This is a genomic window from Oxalobacteraceae sp. CFBP 8761 (assembly GCA_014841595.1).
Taxonomy (GTDB): Bacteria; Pseudomonadota; Gammaproteobacteria; order Burkholderiales; family Burkholderiaceae_D; genus Telluria.
This window is the reverse complement of the sequence record JACYUE010000002.1, coordinates 1,113,011-1,126,708: the sequence shown is the minus strand read 5'-3', so window position 1 is coordinate 1,126,708 and position 13,698 is coordinate 1,113,011. Positions and strand designations below refer to the sequence as shown.

At 65.6% G+C, this 13,698-nt stretch carries 13 protein-coding genes; 4 read left to right on the top strand and 9 right to left on the bottom strand.

Annotated features, from left to right (window positions below; all coding sequences use genetic code 11):
- Positions 1-118: 118 nt before the first annotated feature.
- Positions 119-2,299: a GAF domain-containing protein gene (locus tag IFU00_17340; protein ID MBD8544051.1), complete on the top strand. Its 2,181-nt coding sequence runs from the start codon at positions 119-121 to the stop codon at positions 2,297-2,299.
- Here IFU00_17340 and IFU00_17335 read toward each other — a convergent pair.
- Positions 2,268-2,663, bottom strand: coding sequence for a DUF1842 domain-containing protein (locus IFU00_17335; protein ID MBD8544050.1), 396 nt, complete (start codon positions 2,661-2,663; stop codon positions 2,268-2,270). The genes IFU00_17340 and IFU00_17335 overlap by 32 nt on opposite strands.
- A gap of 241 nt (positions 2,664-2,904) precedes the next feature.
- Between IFU00_17335 and IFU00_17330 the strand changes: the two genes are divergently transcribed.
- Positions 2,905-3,510, top strand: a complete 606-nt coding sequence (locus IFU00_17330; GenBank protein ID MBD8544049.1) for a trimeric intracellular cation channel family protein — start codon at positions 2,905-2,907, stop codon at positions 3,508-3,510.
- A 35-nt stretch (positions 3,511-3,545) separates the two neighbouring features.
- Here IFU00_17330 and IFU00_17325 read toward each other — a convergent pair whose 3' ends face one another.
- Both IFU00_17325 and IFU00_17320 read right to left on the bottom strand, forming a co-directional pair.
- Positions 3,546-3,884 carry a P-II family nitrogen regulator gene (locus IFU00_17325; GenBank protein MBD8544048.1) on the bottom strand — a complete coding sequence of 113 codons (339 nt, stop codon included), beginning with the start codon at positions 3,882-3,884 and terminating at the stop codon, positions 3,546-3,548.
- Complete coding sequence (locus IFU00_17320; GenBank protein ID MBD8544047.1) at positions 3,881-5,965, bottom strand: NAD(+) synthase; 2,085 nt, start codon at positions 5,963-5,965, stop codon at positions 3,881-3,883. The genes IFU00_17325 and IFU00_17320 overlap by 4 nt, the downstream gene beginning before the upstream one ends.
- Positions 5,966-6,036: 71 nt before the next feature.
- Here IFU00_17320 and IFU00_17315 point away from each other — a divergent pair, with 71 nt between their 5' ends.
- Together IFU00_17315 and IFU00_17310 are read left to right on the top strand one after the other, a co-directional pair.
- The gene (locus tag IFU00_17315; GenBank protein ID MBD8544046.1) at positions 6,037-7,197 is read left to right on the top strand and encodes an N-acetyltransferase; all 1,161 of its coding nucleotides are present in this window, start codon (positions 6,037-6,039) and stop codon (positions 7,195-7,197) included.
- Between the two features lie 111 nt (positions 7,198-7,308).
- Positions 7,309-8,919, top strand: a complete 1,611-nt coding sequence (locus IFU00_17310) for a DUF4214 domain-containing protein (protein MBD8544045.1) — start codon at positions 7,309-7,311, stop codon at positions 8,917-8,919.
- Positions 8,920-9,276: 357 nt separating this feature from the next.
- On the opposite strand, the gene IFU00_17305 is transcribed toward IFU00_17310, so the two are convergent.
- Genes IFU00_17305 through IFU00_17280 form a run of 6 tightly spaced genes read right to left on the bottom strand, consistent with a single transcriptional unit; the run spans position 9,277 to position 13,694 of the window.
- Entirely contained in the window at positions 9,277-10,203 is a 927-nt protein-coding gene (locus IFU00_17305) for an acyltransferase domain-containing protein (protein MBD8544044.1), read from the bottom strand.
- A complete protein-coding gene (gene mdcB, locus IFU00_17300; GenBank protein ID MBD8544043.1) occupies positions 10,203-11,099 on the bottom strand; it encodes a triphosphoribosyl-dephospho-CoA synthase MdcB in 897 nt (298 codons plus the stop codon). The genes IFU00_17305 and mdcB overlap by 1 nt, the downstream gene beginning before the upstream one ends.
- Positions 11,092-11,766, bottom strand: coding sequence for a malonate decarboxylase holo-[acyl-carrier-protein] synthase (gene mdcG / locus IFU00_17295; protein ID MBD8544042.1), 675 nt, complete (start codon positions 11,764-11,766; stop codon positions 11,092-11,094). Before mdcG ends, mdcB begins: the two co-directional genes overlap by 8 nt.
- A complete protein-coding gene (gene mdcE, locus IFU00_17290) occupies positions 11,750-12,466 on the bottom strand; it encodes a biotin-independent malonate decarboxylase subunit gamma (protein ID MBD8544041.1) in 717 nt (238 codons plus the stop codon). The genes mdcG and mdcE overlap by 17 nt, the downstream gene beginning before the upstream one ends.
- Positions 12,466-13,374, bottom strand: coding sequence for a biotin-independent malonate decarboxylase subunit beta (locus IFU00_17285; protein ID MBD8544040.1), 909 nt, complete (start codon positions 13,372-13,374; stop codon positions 12,466-12,468). Before IFU00_17285 ends, mdcE begins: the two co-directional genes overlap by 1 nt.
- The gene (locus IFU00_17280; protein MBD8544039.1) at positions 13,371-13,694 is read right to left on the bottom strand and encodes a malonate decarboxylase acyl carrier protein; all 324 of its coding nucleotides are present in this window, start codon (positions 13,692-13,694) and stop codon (positions 13,371-13,373) included. The genes IFU00_17285 and IFU00_17280 overlap by 4 nt, the downstream gene beginning before the upstream one ends.
- Positions 13,695-13,698 lie beyond the last annotated feature (4 nt).

Here is a 13,698-nt window from a genome sequence, read left to right as displayed (position 1 = left end):
GTTCGTGTTTGCAGTTTCCACGCCTTTTGCCGGTTGATTGTAGAATTCCTCTCGGCCGGTCTTTTGCCGGTCATTCGACTAGGGGTGGTGTGATTTGAAGGCAATGCAAGCGGTCATCATGGAGCATGGGCAGCAGGTCGATTTGTCGTCCTGCGCCGACGAGCCGATCCATATCCCCGGCTCGATCCAGCCCCACGGCGCAATCCTGTTCTTTACCGAAGATGCACGTCTGGCCGGCTGGAGCGAAAACGCACCCGCCATGCTGGGTGTCGTCCCGCAACTGGGCCTGGCCCTGGGGGACCTGGCCCTGCCGGTGGCTGCCTTCGACGCCATTTCCGACTGTATCGACACCCTGAACGATGACGACGCCGGCCCGATCGTGGCCGGCCTGTCCATCGGCGCGGCCGAATATGATTGCGTCGTGCACGCCGCCCATGGGCGCGTCACCGCCGAATTCGAACTGCGCGAAGCCTCGACCGAAGAAGTGTCGCAGTTCGCCGTCAAGGCGCACAGCTCGATCGACCGCCTGCGCCGCCAGAAAACCATCGAAGGGCTGCTCAGCGTCGCCGTGGCCCAGGTGCGCGATTTCACCGGGTTCGATCGCGTGATGGCCTACCGTTTCCGCGCCGACGACAGTGGCGACGTGGTGGCCGAAAGCCGCCGCGACGATCTGGTCCCGTACATTGGCCAGCGCTACCCGGCCGGCGACATCCCGGCCCAGGCGCGCCGGCTGTACACGCTCAACACGCTGCGCATGATCGGCGACATGGACTACCAGGCCGTGCCGCTGTGCGGTGCGCCGGGCGCCCCGCCGCTGGACATGAGTTTCGCGGTGCTGCGCAGCGTCTCCCCGGTGCACATCGAGTACCTGAAGAACATGCACGTGATGGCGTCGATGAGCGTGTCCATCGTCATCAACGGCCGCCTGTGGGGCCTGATCGCCTGCCACCACATGTCGAAGAAGCTGGTGCCGTATGCCGTGCGCCTGGCGGCCGACGTGCTGGCACAGGTGATGGCGTCGACCATCCTCAGCATCGAAGCGCGCGCCGACGCCACGCTGGCCGAGCAGTCGGCCCGCGTGCGCACGAGCATCGTCGAATCGCTGCTGCTCGACGACGACCCGATCGACACGCTGGGCGAACATGGCGAGTCACTGATGGCGGCTGCCGGGGCCCAGGCAATGATCGTCGCCCAGCACGGCAAGGTCGTCGTGCATGGCGAATTCGCGCCCGAACTGGCCAAGGCCGTCATTGCGTCGCTGCCGGACAACCAGCACGATTTGCTGGTGCGCGAAGGCAAGCACGAATGGCCGGAGGCGCTACAGGCACAATTGGGGAAGTGGGTCGGCATGCTGGCCCTGCCCTTCGATCCGATGGGCCAGGGCTGGTGCGTGCTGCTGCGCGTCGAGCAGATCGAAACCGTGGCCTGGGGCGGCCGTCCCGAAAAAATTGCCATCTTCGGCCCGCTGGGCGAACGCCTGACGCCACGCGGCTCATTCGATGCCTGGCATGAAACGGTGCGCGGTCGCGCGCACCCGTGGGAACCCACCGTGCTGGGCAATGCCCGCCTGACACTGGCCGAGCTGGTACGCGCCATGAACTCGCACCGCTCGCAGACGGAGGCAACCCGCGCGCAGCTGCTGGCGATGCTGGGGCACGACCTGCGCGATCCGCTGCACTCGATCAATATGGCCGGCATGGTGCTGGAGCGCACCGGCAACGGTGGCGGCAATGGCCAGCCGACGCTGGGCAAGCGCATCCAGTCGTCGACCAACCGCATGCAGCGCATGATCAGCCAGGTGCTGGACATGAGCCGCATCGACAGCGGCATGGGCCTGGGCGTCTCGCTGGTGCCGGTCGATCTGAAGGAATTGCTGATCGACCTGATGGACGAGGCGCGCATGGCGTATCCGTCGATCCCGCTCGACCTGATCTGCGACGACGAGGCCACCGTCAAGGCCGACAGTGGCCGGCTGGGCCAGGTGTTATCCAATCTGATGAGCAATGCGCGCCACCACGGCGAGCCCGGCACGCCAGTGACCGTGTGCCTGCGCGCCAACGAGCGTGATGCATCGGTCGAGGTCGCCAACGCCGGCCAGGCAATCGCGCCCGAAACCGTGGCCACGCTGTTCAATCCGTTCAAGCGCGCGTCGATGAACAACCCGCGCAACCGCACCGGCATGGGCCTGGGCCTGTACATCGCGCAGCAGATCGTGCGCGAGCACCAGGGTGAACTGGCCTACCGGTATGCGGATGGGCGGGTGATCTTTACGCTGCGGCTGCCACTGCTGGCGCGGTAAGCCCCGGGGCGATCGGCACATCGGTCACGTCGTTGGGCGGGTAGTTGAAGTAGCCCCGGCCCACCCAGTCGTTGTCGGTCACGAAGAACGCGCTGAACGGAATCTCGACCGTGCCGATCGCGGGCGGTTTGAGCGTCGTGATGATGGTGCCCTTGAGCGCCAGTGACATCGTCGCCGGGCCGAACCCCATTGCGCGCACCTGGCCGGTGATGTTCGACACCGCCAGTTCGCCGTACGGGGGCGCCAGGGCCTGGCTGATCTCGCCCTTGCCCTGCACGGTGCCATCGGCCTGGTCGATCATCAGCACCATCTTCAGGGTCGGGGCGCCGGGCATGCCGCAGTTGCCGGCGGTCAAGGTGACCACTCTCACAGACTCGAACGTATTCGCCATCATCTACTCCTTCATCTGGGTTGGCTTGCAGGGATTGTCCAGCGCTCGCGCCGCGCGGACCTCACCACTGTAAGCACGCCCGGCCGCAATGACCTTCCGGTTTTCTTCCCTCTCCCAGGCCGGGCGACGCCCATGGCGCAGGGTGCGCATAATTCTCTTATGCAAGCGCTGAGCCCGTGGTAATCTCACAACACCATTCCCTGACCTCTGCTGCATGACGCTCATCAAGTTCATCGAAATCATGGCGATCCTGGTCGGCGCATTTTCCGGCTTCATCGAGGCACGGCGCAAGCGCATGGACCTGGTCGGGGTATTCACTGTGGCGTTCATTACCGCATTCGGCGGCGGCACGCTGCGCGACATCCTGCTCGACAAGCGCCCGCTGTTCTGGGTAACGCACCAGGAATATGCGATCGCGATCTTCGTGCTGGCGCTGGTTGCCTCTCCCCTCATCCGCACGCTGCGTCAGATCGTGTCGGAACGCCTGATCGTGATTGCCGATGCCGTGGGCCTGGGCCTGTTCTCGATCGCGGGCGTATCGGCCGCGCTGGCGGCGGACATGCCGATCTTCATCGCCTCGATGATGGGCGTCATTACCGGGATTTTCGGGGGTGTGCTGCGCGATATCGTCTGTAACGAAGTGCCGATGGTGTTTCGGGACGGCAAACCGTATGCGATCTGCGCCTTCATCGGCAACTGGCTGTTCCTGCTCATGGGCAAGTACGGCGTGCCGCACGATTTTGCGCTGTGGTCGAGCTGCCTGTTCATCAGCGGCCTGCGGCTGCTGACGTGGAAGTTCGATATGCGGATGGGGCGGTAACGACGCACCGCCCCGGCGGGGTCAGATATGCTTGCTTAGACGGCGTCCGGGCCGGTTTCGCCGGTACGGATCCGGATGACCTGCTCGATGTTCTGCACAAAGATCTTGCCGTCACCGATCTTGCCGGTGCGTGCTGCCTTGATGATGGCGTCGACGACGCTATCGGCCATCGGATCGTCCACCACCACTTCGATCTTCACTTTCGGCAGGAAATCCACGACGTATTCGGCGCCGCGATACAGCTCGGTATGCCCTTTCTGACGGCCAAAGCCCTTCACTTCAGTCACGGTCAGGCCGGTAACATTGACCTCGGCCAGCGCTTCACGCACTTCGTCGAGCTTGAACGGTTTGATCACGCAGGTAATCTGTTTCATGGTGGTAGTCCTTTCGATGAGTCGGGGATATTCGCCAGGTCGTCGAGCCAGACGGTGGCCTCGGAATCGGACGGTGCGCGCCAGTCGCCGCGTGGCGAGAGGGAGCCGCCATTACCGACCTTCGGTCCGTTCGGTACGCACGAGCGTTTGAACTGGCTGGTCTTGAAGAAGCGGAACAAAAAGATCGACAGGTTGCGCTTGATGGCGTCCAGGTCGTATTGGTTGCGCGTGCCGGTCTCGTCCGGCCAGCGCCCCGCGGCGCTGTCGTGCCACGCGGAATACGCCATGAACGCGACCTTGCTCGGCTTGAAGCCATAGCGCAGCGTGTAGAACAGGTTGAAGTCTTGCAACTCGTACGGGCCGATACGCTCCTGCGTGCTTTGTGCGGGCTTTGCATCGGTGCCGTGACTGACTGCACCGCCGGGCACCAGCTCGGGGCTGATCTCGGTATCGAGAATGTCGATCAGCACCTGCGACCGGCCCTCGGCCACCACGGTCCCCGTCTCGGCCACCCAGCGCACCAGGTACGAGATCAGCGTCTTGGGCACGCTGGCGTTGACGTTGTAGTGCGACATATGGTCGCCCACGCCGTAGGTGCACCAGCCCAGCGCCAGCTCGGACAAATCGCCCGTGCCGATCACGATCCCGTTGTGGAAGTTCGCCAGCCGGAACAGGTGGTTGGTGCGCTCGCCCGCCTGCACGTTCTCGAACGTGATGTCGTAGTCAGGCGTGCCTTCGCTGTACGGGTGCCCAAGGTCTTTGAGCATCTGGATGCAGCTCGGGCGGATGTCGATCTCTTGCGCGCTGCAGCCCACGGCGGCCATCAGGTCGCGCGCCTGCCTGAGCGTGCGCTCGCTGGTGGCAAAGCCCGGCATCGTGTAGGCCAGGATGTTCGTGCGCGGCAGCTTCAGGCGGTCCATGACTTTTGCGCAGACGAGCAGCGCATGGGTCGAGTCCAGGCCACCAGAGACGCCAATGACGACCTTCTGGATGCCGCTCGAGGCCAGGCGCTGGATCAGGGCCTGCACCTGGATGTTGTAGACCTCGGTGCAGCGCTCGTCGCGCCGGGCGCGGTCGGCCGGCACGTACGGGAAGCGCTCGATGCCACGCGCCAGCGGCATCGTGTGCTCCAAGGGCAGCGCGAGGTCGAAGCGCACGATGCGAAACGCCGCGACTTCAGCCGCATGGCGCCGGGCCGACTGTGCGAAGGTGGTGGCCTTCATGCGCTCGGTCGACAGGCGCTCGAGGTCGACGTCGGCGAAGATGATGTGCGATTCGTCGGAAAAACGTTCGGATTCGGCCAGCAGTTCGCCCTTTTCGTAGATCAGCGACTGGCCATCCCACGCCATGTCGGTGGTCGACTCGCCCCGCCCGGCCGACGTGTACAGGTAAGCGGCCATGCAGCGCGCCGATTGCTGGCCAACCAGCTGGTGGCGGTAGCCGCTCTTGCCGACGACAACGTTCGATGCCGACAGGTTGACCAGCACCGTGGCGCCGGCCAGTGCCGCGAACGACGACGGCGGCACCGGCACCCAGACGTCTTCGCAGATTTCGAGGTGAAAGCGCAGCAGCGGCAGGTTGGCGACCTCGAACAGCAGGTTCACGCCGAACGGCACGGTCTGGCCAAACAGGTCGATCACGTCGACCGGCGCGCAATCGGCGGGCGTGAACTGCCGGGATTCGTAAAACTCGCCATAATTAGGCAAATAACTTTTCGGCACCACGCCCAGCACGCGCCCGTTGGCGATGGCGACGGCGCAGTTGAACAGCATGTGGTTCACCCGCAGCGGCATGCCGATGACGATGGCCAGCGGCAGGCTGCGCGAGGCATCGAGGATGGTGTGCAGGCCGCCCAGGCAGGCGTCGAGCAGCGCGCGCTGGTGGAACAGGTCGTCGCAGGTATAGGCAGACAGGCCCAGCTCGGGAAACGCGACGAGCGCCGCGCCTTCGCTTGCCGCCTGCTGCGCCAGCTTGATCGTCTGTTCGACGTTGTAGGCCGGGTCGGCCACACGGATGCGCGGGATGGCGACGGCAACGCGTGCAAAATGGTGCGAATAGAGATTGAAGAATCGGCTGTTCATGAATGGGTCTCTCGCAGTGCCGACGCGGCGAATCGCTGCCCGTCGCCACTTACTTCGTAGGATTGGAAGCAATGTTGAAAGCAATGACAGATTATCGCACGCATATCGTCTCGAGCCTGTCCGAAGTCGGGCAGGCGCCATGGGATGCGCTGGTCCAGGCCCAGGCGGCGCCAACGCCGTTTCTCTCGTACGCGTTCCTGCACGCGCTGCACGCGTCGGGCAGCGCGGCGCCCGAAAGCGGCTGGCAGCCGCAGTTCCTGCTGCTGTACGACGCCGCCGACGTGCTGGCGGCCGCCCTGCCCCTGTACGTCAAGGGCCACTCGTATGGCGAGTACGTGTTCGACTGGGCCTGGGCCGATGCCTACGCGCGCAATGGCCTCGACTATTACCCGAAGCTGCTGTCGGCGATCCCGTTCACGCCGGTGGCCGGCTCCCGCCTGCTGGCGGTCGACGCCGCTGCGCGCGCCGCGCTGATCGACGTGCTGACGGCCACGCAGTCGGCCACCGAAGTCTCGTCGACCCACATCCTGTTCCCGCCCGAGGACGAAGCGCAGGCGCTGCGCGAGGCCGGCTTCCTGCTGCGCAGCGGCGTGCAGTTTCACTGGCTGAACCGGGGCTATGCGAGCTTCGACGAGTTTCTGGCCACGCTCGAGCCAAAAAAGCGCAAGAACATCCGCGCCGAGCGGCGCAAGGTGGTCGATGCCGGCGTCACGATGCGGCGCGTGCGCGGGGCGGATGCCACGCGCGAGGACTGGGTGCTGTTCAACCGCTGCTACCGCAACACGTACAAAGACCACCACTCGACGCCCTACCTGAACCTGGACTTTTTCCTGCGCATCGGTGCGACGATGCCGGACAATATCCTCCTGGTGATTGCCGAACTGGAAGGCCGCGCGGTCGCCGCATCGCTCGTCATCCACAATGCCGACACGCTGTACGGCCGCTACTGGGGCGCGCTCGAACACGTGCCGTGCCTGCATTTCGAGGCTGCGTATTACCAGCCACTGGAATTCTGCATCGAACAGGGCATCGCCACGTTCGAGGGCGGCGCGCAGGGCGAACACAAGATGGCGCGCGGCTTCCTGCCAACCAAGACCTGGTCGGCGCACTGGCTGGCGCATCCGTCGTTTGCCAATGCCGTGGAAAATTTCCTGCAACGTGAGGCGGGCGGTATCGACGATTATCTCGACGAGTTGAACGAGCGCAGTCCGTTCCGGCAGCGCGCCGGCTAGCTTGTCCGGGACTGCATATGCGTGTCGGGTATTCTGGCCTGAATAAAGCCGTGCGCGGGGCAAACCGCCTATAGTTGGTGCCTGATCAATGTTCACTTGCGAGGACCGCGTATGGCAACCCCTTCATCCACCATCGTGATCGATGGCGTCGACGTCAACGTCACCGCCGGCGCCGACAGCTTCGGCAACCCCACGCGTACCGTGGTCGTGCCGATGATCACGGCCACGCGCCAGGACGCGAACGGCAACGCGCTGGCCGATATTCCGGTCACAACGACTGAGGACGGCGAGCCTGCTTTGACGGTCAGTCTGCCAACCGGGTACGGCATGCGGATGACGGCACTGACGTACCAGCAGCCGCTCAAGAACGGACCGGCGCTGTTGCAGCCGCAGATCGACGCGCATGTACCGGCGGCCAGCCGGGCGACGATGACCGATGTCATCGCCGCGCAGTGGGAAGGCATGCCCGATTCGGGCGGATTTCTGCTGTCGACGGTTACGCCGACAATGGCAGCCGAAAACTCAACACGCTCGGTCATGCAGGTATCGAACAGCGACGGACAATTTTATACGGCGGTGCTCATCGACACCAATGGCCTCGGTGACGCGCCGCAAATCGCCCTCTCGGGCTTCAACCTCACGCTCATCACCGGGGGCGGCACCTTCAATCAGGTGATCGGCAGAGCCAACATCATCGCCGACGGCGCCAGCCAGACCATTATTCTCGACGGTGGCCAGGACCGGGTCAGCACCGGCGGCGGCAATGACCGGATCATCATCGGCGAGAGCATCCAGGACACGATCGGACACGCCTCGTTCTATCAGATCGACGGTGGCGAGGGCTATGACACGCTGCAGCTCAAACGTGACAGCCGGGCCGATTATTCGTTTTATGCTTACGACACGATGGACGGTCATGCCGTATTAAGCCTGACCCCCGGCAATCTTCGGAACATAAGCTATCAGGCAAACAACATCGAAGCCTTCCTTCTAGGTGAAGCTGTTGCTGACACCACGGTGCGCGGCAGCGTCACGCGGTTGTACGAGACGCTGCTGGAACGCGCGCCCGATGCCGGCAGCCTCGATTACTGGATGCGCACGCTGGCCGGCGCCGCCTCGCTCGAGGATGTGACGCAATCGATCCTGGCGTCGTCCGAGCTGGCCGGCGACGTCCCGCAGGCAAATGGCGCTTACGTCACCTGGCTGTACGATCAGATCCTGGGCCGCGCGACCGACGCCGATGGCCTGGCCTACTGGACGGCGACCCTGGCCAGCGGCGATATCAGCCGCGCCGGCCTGGCGCTGGCGCTCGTCGATTCGGACGAAAAATTGACGCATGTTGCGTCGACCGAGATCGCGTTTGGCGCCACCGACATTGCCGTACTCATCCGCATGTACGACGCGCTGTATGACCGCAAACCGGATCTGGCGGGCCTGAATTACTGGATCGACCGCTCGGAAGAAGGCATGACGCTGGCTGATATCGCCGACAGCTTTGTCGATGCCGCCGAGTCGACCGACCGGCTGGATGATCCGGCGTTCATCGCGCAGCTGTACCGAACGGCGCTCGAGCGCGACGCCACAGCGACCGAACTGGCGGATTGGACCGGGCTGCTCGCGCAAGGGTATGTCGATCGGGGCGACCTGCTGCTGGCGCTGGCGGAATCCAGCGAAATGGTGGCACTGGTCGGGACGATGAGCACGACGTTCGAGCTGGCCTGACACACGACGGCGGGCGGCCTCCGCGAAAAAAAAGGCTGGTTCGCCAAATGGCGCCAGCCTTCTTTTGCTACCGCCACGCGGTGGCGGTGTGTACTTCTCAGTTCCAGCCGCCGGCGTTCAGGCGATAGTCGACCTTCGCTGGCTTGATGGCTTCTGCCCGCTTGCGCAGGGCATATTTGGCGCGGCTGCCGGCAGCGGCGACCAGTGCGTGGACAATCTTTTTCACGTAGAGCTCCTTCGATTGCATCGCCCAGATGGGCAACGCCTATGATTTCAGTTGGTGTACCACTGTTATATAGGCGACTCAGCGTTTTTTCCAATTCTGAGTTGCAATATCAGACATCAGCTTTATGAATGTCAGTCGAGCTGTCTCTGCAGCCAGGCGCCTATCCCGTCAAGCGTGCGGAATTCGGTGACTGAACGGCAGGCGATGTTCGGGTTGCGTGACTGCAACATTTTCGACAGCGCGGCGCCCGGCCCCAATTCGAGCGCCACGGTGACGCCGGCCTCAGTGATCGCATCCATGCATTCGCGCCAGCGGATCGGCTCGGCAATCTGACGCGGCAGTTCTGCCAGCGCCTTGCGCGCGTCGAATACCGGTTCCGCCGAGATGCCGGACAGGACCGGGAACGCGGGCGCGCGCCAGTGCGCATCAGCCAGCAAGGCAGCGAACGGTGCGACTGCGCCTGCCAGCAACGGCGTATGCGATGCGACCGCGACCGGCAGCACGGTAGCGTGGCCACCGGCGGCAATCGCGGCGCTGGCCAACGCGTCACGCTGCGCGGCCGGACCGCCTGCCACCAGCGCATCGTCGCCAGTCACGATGGCCGGATAAAACCCCGCGGCCGCCAGCAACGCATCAACCGTCCCGGACGGCATGCCGGACAGCGCCACCATGCCCTGCGCCGCGCCATCGACCACGCAAGCGTCCATCAGGCGCGCCCGCTCGATGGCCAGCTTGACCACGTCCTCCGGTGCCAGCGCTCCGGCGACGCCATAGGCCGACAACTCACCGATGCTGTAGCCGGCCACCAGCGCCGGCGTCGCGATCGTGGCCTGCAACGCGCGCCACATGGCCAGCGTGGCAGCGACGATGGCCGGTTGCGCGATGCGATTCGTGAAGCGCTCTTCACCAAGGCCGGCGTGCAGCGTCGCACCCAGTGCGGGATCGGCGCTCCATTCCTCGAGCAGCCGGCTGGCGGCGGGGTCAAGGCGCGCCATGTCGAACATCGCCGGATGCTGCGCGCCCTGCCCCGGGCACAGGATGGCCAGGCGCCCCGCCATCAGCGCGTCGTTACCGCGTGCACGAGGCACACGGCGCCCAGCAGATCGGCCGCGCCGCCCGGCGACAGGCGCGCTGCCACGAAGGTGCGGTGGCTGGCCAGCGCACGCGCTTCCCAGTCCGGCGCAGCCGTAGCACCGCGCGCGATGAAGGCGCGCGCCTGGCGCCGCACCGTCAAGGCGCCTTCGACGCCGCCGCGATGGTAGACATTGGTGTCGCTGATATGCGCCATCAGCGCGAACAGTGCGTCGATGCGGGCTTCACGCATGCCGCGCCCCGCTGCCAATGCACGGCGCAGCGCCGGCAGGCCGACGTCGAACACCGACGGAAAACCAAGCGCGCCTTCTTCACGCGCACCGCTGGCTGCGTAGCGCAGCACGGCGCGGGCGCCGTGCGAAACCGGCTCGCCGTTGATGACGCTGTGCACACCCAGCGCCTGGCCCCAGCAGGCGCGCAGCAGCTCGCCGATGCGCGCCTGGGTCAAGGCTTCACCACGCGCCTGGCAGCGGCCGATGGCTGCGCACAGCATGCCCAGGCAAAAGATCGCGCCACGGTGCGTGTTGATGCCGCCGGTCGCGCGCAGCATCCGTGCTTCGGCATCGATCCCCAGCTGCTTCAAGACGTGGAACGGCGCATCCAGCATGCCGGCGCGGGTGATATCGCCAAAGTAGCGCCGCAGTGCAAACAGGCTGCGCACAAAAGTGGCGGCCGTCATGTCGGTATGGCTGCCGTTGTCGATCTTCGAGACCAGGCCCGGCTTTGGGTACAGCACCAGTTCCGCATACAGGCTGCGCACCGCCACGCGCGCGGTGCGCTGGCAAAAGGCGCGCGCGCCGGCGTCGCTCGGCTCAGGCCAACCAAGCGCACGCACTGTCTGCACGCGGTTCAGATCATCCATGTTCTTCCTCCAGCGTGGCCATCAATGCTTCGGGCAGCACCAGCGCAATGCGGTCCAGCCCTTTCGTCAGCACGCGCGTGCCCGGCGCACCGGCAAACGCCGCGCGCAATTCCTTCCACGCGACCGCGCGGCCATCGGGAAACACCACTTCGCCATCGAGCGGCAGGATGCCCGCATGCCACGACAGCAGATCGAGCCCGATCATCAGCTGGCGCCGCGTCTGCGGCTGCAGCAGCACGTCGATATCGGACAGCGGCGTCAGATAATACTGGCCCGTGAGCGCGGCCAGCGCCACCGAGCCATACACCGAGAGGCTCACGCCGGCATCGGCCGCCTGGCGTTCGAGCACTTCCAGGCCCTCGCGCCACTGCGCCGGCACGGCGTCGAGCGCGCCAACGAGCGGCAAGGCGCGCGTGCGCCGGCCGATATCGGACATCTCCACCGCGCAGCCGAATTTGAGTTTGCCGCCGTCTTCAGGCCGTGGCGGCAACGGGAAACCGATCGCCACTTCGCCCGGCAGCATGCCCGCCTCGGTGCGCCGCACGACGGCCGGCCAGCCGCCGTCACGCCAGCGGTCCAGCGCAGACAGCGCGGCCTGCGGCGCGCCCGAGCGCACGCGCTGCCAGCCGCGGCTCGTCAGCCAGACCAGGTCATGCCGGGCGAACATCGCTGCCCACCCTGACCGCCTGCGCCACCGGGTGCGCCATCAGGCGCCCTCCCCGCGCCAGGCCCAGCGCCATGCGCCCATCCTCGACCTTGGCATTGGCCAGCGCGCGCACCAGTTCACCGGCCAGATCGCCATCCCAGATGCCGTGCAGGCCACCCATGCGCAGGTAGTTTTCCGGACCTGGTGCGAACACGGGATTGTCCTTGGCCAGTTCGGTCAGGCGTTCCTCGGGCACCTTCGTGATGCGCGCCATCGCCGGCAGACCCATCACGCGGATGGTTGCCTCGGGCAGCGCGTAACAGGCGCTGGCAATCAGGCCACTGGTAATGAACCCACCCGACAGCGCCTGGTCGTACACGAGGCCGATCACGGTGTGACCTTCGCGCCGCGCCAGGTCGACGCATTTGCCCAGATGGGCCATGTAGCTGTTGATGCCCAACATCTCGTCGCGATGGCGCAGGCGCTGGCCTTGCGTGTCAACGAGGATCAGGATCGGGCGCCCCGGATGCTCGCGCACCGTACGCAGGATCGCCTGCGCCTGGGCCAGCGCGATCTCGATGCCGATCGGCGTGTGGTCGGTGGTGCCGATGACGGCCACCGGCTTGCCGTCGACCTGCGCGCTGCCACTTAAAAAATTGTCGGCTTCGGTGATGGTATGCCCGCCGGGGAAAAGTTGTGCTGCTACCGTCTGCCAATCCATCATCGTTCTCCCAGCGTGGGCGTGGCGCGGTGCTGCGCCGCCAGTGTGAGGAAAGCATCGGGTTCCAGCATCGGCACCCGCGCCGGCTCTGGCATGCCCAGTCCCTTCCAGATATCCATCGGTTCGGTGAGGCCCTGCGTGTCTTGCAGGCGCCGTTCGAGCATCGCCTGCTCGGCCAGCAGGCCGTCGAGCGTCAACGGTGCGCCACCCGCCGGGATGTCCGCGATGGCTCCGAGCGCCGCAGCGCGCAGCGCCTCGGTGTCGTCTTCCACCAGCACCTGGCAGTCGCCCAGCAGGTAGCGGTGCTTGCCGCCCGTCGTACGCCAGACCAGCGCGCGGTCGCGCGAATCGAATTCTTCCACGCCGTTGGCGGTCTCGATGACTTCGGGGCCCGACATCGCCAGGCGCCCTTCTTCGGACATGATGACGGTATTGGCGCAGCGCGCCGCGATGCCCATGCCGCCGAAGCAGCCATTGGCGCCACCGACCACCGCGATCACGGGGATGCCGGCTGCGCGCACGTCGAGCATCGCGCGCATGACTTCCGACACGGCGATCAGGCCCGCATTGGCTTCATGCAGTCGCACGCCGCCCGATTCGAGCAGCAGCACCACGGCATGCGCCCGCTCGTCGATCGCGCGCTGCAGCATGCCCACCAGCTTGGCGCCGTGGACTTCGCCCACCGCGCCGCCCATGAAGCCGCCTTCCTGCGCCGCGCCGAACACCACCTGGCCACCGAGCTTGCCGCGCCCGACCACCACGCCATCGTCGAACGACACCGCCGCATCGAGCTGCGCCAGGTGCGGACTGACGATGCGCATGGATGGCGGCAGGAATTCTTCGAAACTGCCGGCATCGAACATGGCCGGAATGCGCTGGCGCGCCGTGAGTTCCTGGTAGCTGCTCATGGCGCGCCTCCGGGAAGAGCGGCGATCGACTCGACCGCCTGATCCAGGCGCAGGCTGACGACCGCCGGCGTGGCGCCCATGTCGTTGACGCTCACGCGTGCATCGGCCAAACTCCAGCGCGCGTGAAAATCGGCCATGACGGCCTGCCAGGTGGCGCCGAAACCGACGGCCACCGTGCGTACTTCGATCTCGCACGCGCCCTTCAGGTGCGCCGGTTCGATCAATATCTCGAGATTGCCCGAGCCGACCACGCCCACCAGTTGCGGCATGCCGCTCAATGGGCGCTGCCCGCCTTCGAAACGATAGTTCAGCGTTTCCATGATG

Excerpts from the sequence above, each read along its gene's own strand:
- IFU00_17340 (MBD8544051.1), top strand. The coding sequence starts at position 119 with ATGGAGCATGGGCAGCAGGTCGATTTGTCGTCCTGCGCCGACGAGCCG.
- IFU00_17330 (MBD8544049.1), top strand. The coding sequence starts at position 2,905 with ATGACGCTCATCAAGTTCATCGAAATCATGGCGATCCTGGTCGGCGCA.
- IFU00_17325 (MBD8544048.1), bottom strand. The coding sequence starts at position 3,884 with ATGAAACAGATTACCTGCGTGATCAAACCGTTCAAGCTCGACGAAGTG.
- IFU00_17320 (MBD8544047.1), bottom strand. The coding sequence starts at position 5,965 with ATGAACAGCCGATTCTTCAATCTCTATTCGCACCATTTTGCACGCGTT.
- IFU00_17315 (MBD8544046.1), top strand. The coding sequence starts at position 6,037 with ATGTTGAAAGCAATGACAGATTATCGCACGCATATCGTCTCGAGCCTG.
- IFU00_17310 (MBD8544045.1), top strand. The coding sequence starts at position 7,309 with ATGGCAACCCCTTCATCCACCATCGTGATCGATGGCGTCGACGTCAAC.
- IFU00_17305 (MBD8544044.1), bottom strand. The coding sequence starts at position 10,203 with ATGGCGGGGCGCCTGGCCATCCTGTGCCCGGGGCAGGGCGCGCAGCAT.
- mdcB (MBD8544043.1), bottom strand. The coding sequence starts at position 11,099 with ATGGATGATCTGAACCGCGTGCAGACAGTGCGTGCGCTTGGTTGGCCT.
- mdcG (MBD8544042.1), bottom strand. The coding sequence starts at position 11,766 with ATGTTCGCCCGGCATGACCTGGTCTGGCTGACGAGCCGCGGCTGGCAG.
- mdcE (MBD8544041.1), bottom strand. The coding sequence starts at position 12,466 with ATGGATTGGCAGACGGTAGCAGCACAACTTTTCCCCGGCGGGCATACC.
- IFU00_17285 (MBD8544040.1), bottom strand. The coding sequence starts at position 13,374 with ATGAGCAGCTACCAGGAACTCACGGCGCGCCAGCGCATTCCGGCCATG.
- IFU00_17280 (MBD8544039.1), bottom strand. The coding sequence starts at position 13,694 with ATGGAAACGCTGAACTATCGTTTCGAAGGCGGGCAGCGCCCATTGAGC.